Source organism: Actinomadura rubrisoli, from assembly GCF_004349215.1.
GTDB classification, from domain to species: Bacteria; Actinomycetota; Actinomycetes; order Streptosporangiales; family Streptosporangiaceae; genus Spirillospora; species Spirillospora rubrisoli.
Genome location: NZ_SMKU01000458.1, coordinates 1 through 6168, shown reverse-complemented (window position 1 = coordinate 6168; position 6168 = coordinate 1). Strand labels below are relative to the sequence as shown.

Below are 6168 nucleotides of genomic sequence, written 5' to 3'. Positions count from 1 at the left end.
GCGTTGCTGGGGGTCGGTGGCGAGGGCTTCGCGGGGGGACATGCCGAAGAACGCGGCGTCGAAGTCCCCGGCGTCCTCCAGGAAGCCGCCGCTGGTGGTGTAGCTCGTGCCGAGCCGTTCCGGATCGGCGCAGTAGAGCGCCTCGACGTCCCAGCCGCGGTCGCCGGGGAAGGCGCCGACCGCGTCGGTCCCCGAGGCGACCAGCTCCCACAGCTCCTCCGGGGAGGCGACGCCGCCGGGGTAGCGGCAGCCCGCCGCGACGATCGCGATCGGCTCGGTGCGCTCGGCCCGCACCTTGCGCAGCTCGTCGCGGGCGGCGGCCAGTTCGGTCGTCACCCGCTTCAGATAGCCGACGAGCTTGTCCTTGTCGTTCTCGGTCATGGCGGCCCCCTCAGGACAGTTCGTTGTCGATGAGCTCGAAGATCTCCTCGGCGGTCGAGGACTGGATCCGTTCCGCCGTCGCGGTGCCGCCGTGGCCGTTGGCGGAGCGGGCGAGGCTCCGCAGCCGGTCCCCGACGGCGGTCTGGTCGGCCGGGTCGAGCCGGGCCAGGGCGGACCCGATCCGGTCGAGGTCGGTGAGCAGCGCCGCCACCGGGGACGACGCCTCCGGGACGAGCCGCGACAGCAGCAGCTCCGTCAGCGCGGCGGGCGTCGGATGGTCGAAGATCGTCGCGGCGGGGAGCCGCAGCCCGGTCAGGGCGTTCAGCCGGTTGCGCAGCTCGACGGCGGTGAGCGAGTCGAACCCCAGGTCCTTGAACGCCAGGTCGGGTTCGATCGCGGCGGCCGAGGAGTGCCCGAGCACCCCGGCGATCTGGGCGTTGACCAGCTCGGCCAGCAGCGCGGACCGCTCGGGCCCGGCGAGGCCCGCGAGCCGCCCGGCGAGCGCCGCGCCGTCCATCGGGGGCCGCGCGGACGGCGGCCGGACCAGGCCCCGGAAGATCGGCGGCAGCACGCCGTCGCGGGCCATGGCGCGCAGCGCGGGCTGCTCCAGGGCGGCGGCCACTAGGACGGGGCGGCCAGCGGCCAGCGCGAGGTCCAGCAGCTCCAGGGCCTCCTCGGACGGCATCGGCCTGATCCCGCCGCGCCGCACCCTGGCGTGGTCGGCGTCCCGGGTCATCGCGCTGATCTCCGCCCACAGGCCCCAGGCCAGGGCCGCGCCCGGGAGCCCGGCGCCGTGCCGCTGGACGGCGAGGGCGTCCAGGAAGGCGTTGGCGGCGGCGTAGTTGGCCTGCGCGGGGCTGCCGAGGACGCCGGTCGCCGAGGAGAACAGGATGAGCGCCGCGGTGTCCCCGGCCAGCCGGTGCAGGTTCCAGGCGGTGTCGGCCTTGGCCCGCAGCACCGCGGCGAGCGCGTCCGGCCGGAGCGTGCCGACGGTGGCGTCGTCGATGGTCCCGGCCGCGTGGACGACGGCGGTGACCCGGTGGCCGGCGAACACCTCGGCGAGCGCGCCCGGGTCGGCGGCGTCGGCCGAGGTGACCGTCACCTCGGCCCCCAGGCCGCGCAGCTCCGCCGCGAGCTCGCCTGCCCCAGGCGCGGCGGGGCCGCGCCTGCTGGTCAGCAGCAGGCTCCGGGCGCCGTGCCGGGTGACGAGATGGCGGGCGACCAGCGCGCCGAGCGTCCCGGTGCCGCCGGTGATCAGGACGGTGCCGTCGAGGCCCTCCATCGGGGCCGGGACGGCGCGCACCTTGGCGAGGCGGAGCGCGTGGAACCGGCCGTCGCGGTGGGCGAGCTGGGGTTCGCCGGTCGCGACCGCGGCGGCCGCGACGGCGGCCGGGTCGGCGGTGTCGAGGAGGACGAACCTGCCGGGGTTCTCGGCCTGCGCGGAGCGCAGCAGGCCCCAGACGGCCGCGCCGGGAAGGTCGCGGACGGTCTCGTCCGGCCCGGCGGCGACCGCGCCGTGCGTGGCGAGGACCAGCGTGGCCTCCTCGAAGCGCGGATCGGCGAGCCAGGCTTGGAGGAGCTCCAGGGCCGCGAGGGCCGCCGCGTGCGCCCCGGTCACGGGGTGGGTCTCGGCGGAGCGGATCGCCGCGACGACGATCCCGGGGGATCCGGTGATCTCGCCGAGGCCCGTCCCCGTCAGGACCGCGACGTCGCCCCCGGCCGCCGTCGGAGCGGCGAGGGGCTCCCAGACCGGCTCGTACAGCGGCCGCTCGCGCGAGGCGAGGAGGTCGGCGCCCACCGGCCTGACCGTGAGGGCGGCGACCGTCAGGACCGGGCCGCCCGCCGCGTCCTCGACGAGGAGCCCGATGGTGCCGTCGCCGCGCGGGGTGAGCCTGACCCGCAGGTCGGGGCCCGCGCCGAGGGAGTGCAGCCGGACCCCCGACCACGCGAACGGCACCCGCGGCGGCCCGTCGGCCTCGGCCGCGACGATCAGCGGGTGCAGCGCGGCGTCGAGCAGCGCGGGGTGCAGGGCGTGCCCGCCGGGCTCGGCGGGCAGGCTGATCTCGGCGTACAGCTCCGCGCCGTCCCGCCGCAGCGCGCGCAGGCCCTGGAAGGACGGGCCGTAGTGGTAGCCGTGGTCGGCCAGCCGCTCGTAGGCGTCGGTCAGGTCGACCGTCTCGGCGCCCTCGGGCGGGACGGCGCCCCGCCCGCTCTGCCCGTCCTGCGCGCCCTGCCCGACCCCGGCCCCGGCCTCGGGCGGCGGGGTGCCGCCGAGGGAGCCCGCGGCGTGCTCGGCCCAGTCCGCGTCCTCCTCCCCGGCGGAACGGGCGTGGATCGACAGCGGGCGGCGGCCGGTGTCGTCCACGGCGCCGACCAGGACCTGGATCTGCACGGATCCGGTCTCCGGCACCATCAGCGGGGCGCTCAGCGTGAGGTCCTCGACGGACGAGAGGCCGAGCAGCCCTCCGGCGTGCAGGGCGAGGTCGAGCAGGGCCGTGCCGGGCAGGATCCGGACGCCGTGGACGGCGTGGTCGTCCAGCCAGGGATGGGTCTGGACCGACACGCTGCCGGTCAGCAGCAGCTCGTCCCGGAGCGGGTGCCGGGTGGTGGCCAGGGCGATCGGGTGCGAGCCCGGGGTGAGGCCGAGGCCGCCGGGGTCCCCGGCGCGGCCGTGCCGGGGGATCAGCCAGTAGCGCTCCCGCTCGAACGGGTAGCCCGGCAACCCGGCGTGCGCCGCGGCGGGCACGAGCGGCGACCAGTCGACGGGCACGTCCCCGATCGCGGCCTCGGCGGCCGACAGCACGAAGCGGCGCAGGCCGCCGTGCTCGCGGCGCAGCGTCGGCACCACGGTCCCCCCGCCGCCCGCGGCGTCGAGGGTGTCGTGCAGGTCGGAGACCAGCACCGGATGCGGGCTGGCCTCCACGAAGGTGCGGTGCCCCGACGCGACGAGATCCTTGACGGCCTCGTGGAACCGGACGGTGTGCCGCAGGTTGCGGAACCAGTAGCCCGCGTCCAGGGTCGCGGTGTCGACGGGGCCGCCGGTGAGCGTGGAGTGGAAGGCGACGTCGCTCGTGCGCGGGGACAGCCCGGACAGCAGCCCGAGCAACTCGTCGTGCAGCCCGTCGACGTGCGGGGAGTGCGACGCGTAGTCCACCGGGACCTTCCGGGTCCGGGCGCCGTCCGCCGCGCAGGCCGCGAGGGCCTCGTCGACCGCGGCGGGCTCGCCCGCGACGACCGTGCTGGACGGCCCGTTGACGGCCGCCACCGTGACCATGCCGCCGAACGGCTCCAGCCGGGCGCGGACCTCGTCCGCGGGCAGCGCCACCGAGGCCATCGCGCCGCTGCCCGCGAGCGCGGTCAGCGCCCGGCTGCGCAGCGCCACGACCTTGGCGGAGTCCTCCAGCGACAGCGCTCCCGCGACATGGGCGGCGGCGATCTCGCCCTGCGAGTGGCCGATCACCGCGTCCGGCCGCACGCCGTGCGCCCGCCATAGCTCCGCGAGCGAGACCATCACGGCCCACAGCGCGGGCTGGATGACCTCCACCCGGTCGAGGGGCCCCGCCAACTCCTCGGTGAGCGACCATCCGACGTGCGGGGCGAGCGCCTCGGCGCAGGCGTGCATCCGGTCACGGAAGATCGGGGACTCGGCCAGCAGCTCGGTCGCCATGCCGGTCCACTGCGAGCCCTGCCCGGGGAACACGAACACGACCCCGCCGGATCCGCCGGACTCGCCCTGGACGCCGGTGACGGTCTGCTCCGAGGGCCGCCCGGCGGCGAGGGCGTCGAGCCCGGCCAGCAGCTCGTCCCGTCCGCCGCCGACCACCGCCGCGCGGTGCCCGAACCGCGCCCGTCCGTCCAGCAGCGCCCGCGCGATCCCGCCCGGCCGCGCCTCCGGCCGCGCGCGCACGTGCTCGGCGAGCCGCCGCGCCTGCTCCCGCACCGCCGACTCGGTCCGCGCCGACAGCGTCCACGGCACCACCGCCGCGCCGCCGTCGCCCTCATCCGGGGGCGCGGCCGCGCTCTCGCCCGAGGCGGGCGCCTGCTCGATGATGACGTGGGCGTTGGTGCCGCTGATGCCGAACGACGACACCCCGGCGCGGCGGGGGCGGCCCGGGTCGGGCCAGGCGGCCTGCTCGGTCAGGAGGCGAACGGCGCCGGACTCCCAGTCGATGTGGCCGCTGGGCTCGTCGGCGTGCAGGGTCCGGGGGAGGACGCCGTGCCGCAGGGCCATGACCATCTTGATGACGGCGGCGACGCCCGCGGCGGCCTGGGTGTGCCCGATGTTGGACTTCACCGAGCCCAGCCACAGCGGGGCCTCGCGGTCCTGGCCGTAGGCGGCGAGCAGCGCCTGCGCCTCGATCGGGTCGCCGAGGGCCGTGCCGGTGCCGTGCGCCTCCACGGCGTCGACGTCGGCGGGCCCGAGTCCCGCGCCCTCCAGGGCCGCCTGGATGACGCGCTGCTGGGAGGGGCCGTTGGGGGCGGTGAGGCCGTTGCTCGCGCCGTCCTGGTTGACGGCGGAGCCGCGGATGACCGCGAGGACCTGGTGCCCGTTGCGCCGGGCGTCGGACAGGCGCTCCAGGAGCACGAGCCCCGCGCCCTCGGCGAAGCCGGTGCCGTCCGCGTCGGCGGAGAACGCCCGGCACCGGCCATCGGGGGCCAGGGCCCGCTGCCGGCCCAGCTCCACGAAGATCCCCGGGCTGGACATCACGGTCGCGCCGCCCGCCAGCGCCAGGTCGCACTCGCCGTTGCGGAGCGCCTGCGCGGCCAGGTGGAGCGCCACCAGCGAGGACGAGCAGGCCGTGTCGATCGAGACCGAGGGGCCCTCGAACCCGAAGGTGTAGGAGAGCCGCCCGGACGCGACACTGGTGGTGGTGCCGGTCGCCAGGTAGCCCTCCAGGTCGGCGGGCGCCTGCTGGAGGCCGTCGCCGTACTGCTGGGGGATCACCCCGGCGAACACGCCGGTGCGGGAGCCCCGCAGCGAGGCCGGGTCGATGCCGCCGTGTTCGAGCGTCCGCCAGGCGGTCTCCAGCAGCAGCCGCTGCTGCGGGTCGGTGGCGAGGGCCTCGCGGGGCGACATGCCGAAGAACGCCGCGTCGAACTCGGCGGCGTCGTGGACGAACCCGCCGTGCCGGGTGTAAGTGGTGCCGGTGTGGTCGGGGTCGGCGTCGTAGAGCCGGTCGAGGTCCCAGCCCCGGTCGGCCGGGAACTCCCCGATCGCGTCGGTGCCGGAGGCGACCAGCTCCCACAGGCCATCGGCGGACGCGACGCCGCCGGGGAACCGGCAGCCCATCGCGACGACCGCGATCGGGTCGCCGCCCGTGGCGGACGCGACCCTCCGTCCGGCCTTCGGCGCCCGGTTCCCGGCCAGCTCGCCCGTCAGGTGGGCGGCCAGCTCGCCGGGGGTCGGATGGTCGAAGACCAGCGTCGCCGACAGGCGCAGGCCGGTGGCGGTGTTGAGGCGGTTGCGCAGTTCGACGGCGGTCAGCGAGTCGAAGCCCAGGTCCTTGAACGCGCGCTCCATACCGACGGCGTCGGCGGCGGAGTGGCCGAGGACGGTCGACACCTGCGTCCGCACCAGGGACTGGACGGCACGGGCCAGCTCGGGACCGTGCAGCGCGGCCAGCTCCGGCACGGCATCCGCGGCGGCGGAGCGGCGCGTCCGCACCAGCCCGCGCAGCATCGGCGGCAGCGGCCCGCGCAGCCGCGCCATCGCGATCTGCGCGGGGATGAGTGTGGGTGTGTGGTGGGTGAGTGTGGTGGTGAGGAGTTGGGTGGCGGTGGGGGTGG

2 protein-coding genes are annotated in these 6168 nt (G+C 77.0%); both read right to left on the bottom strand.

The window, feature by feature from the left end; genetic code table 11:
* Positions 1–381 (bottom strand): beta-ketoacyl synthase N-terminal-like domain-containing protein (locus tag E1298_RS42800; RefSeq protein ID WP_207945183.1); only part of this gene is annotated, 381 nt, incomplete at its 3' end.
* Between the two features lie 10 nt (positions 382–391).
* Positions 392–6168, bottom strand: a 5777-nt coding sequence (locus tag E1298_RS50920) for a type I polyketide synthase (RefSeq protein WP_131903109.1), incomplete at its 5' end; no start/stop codon positions are given.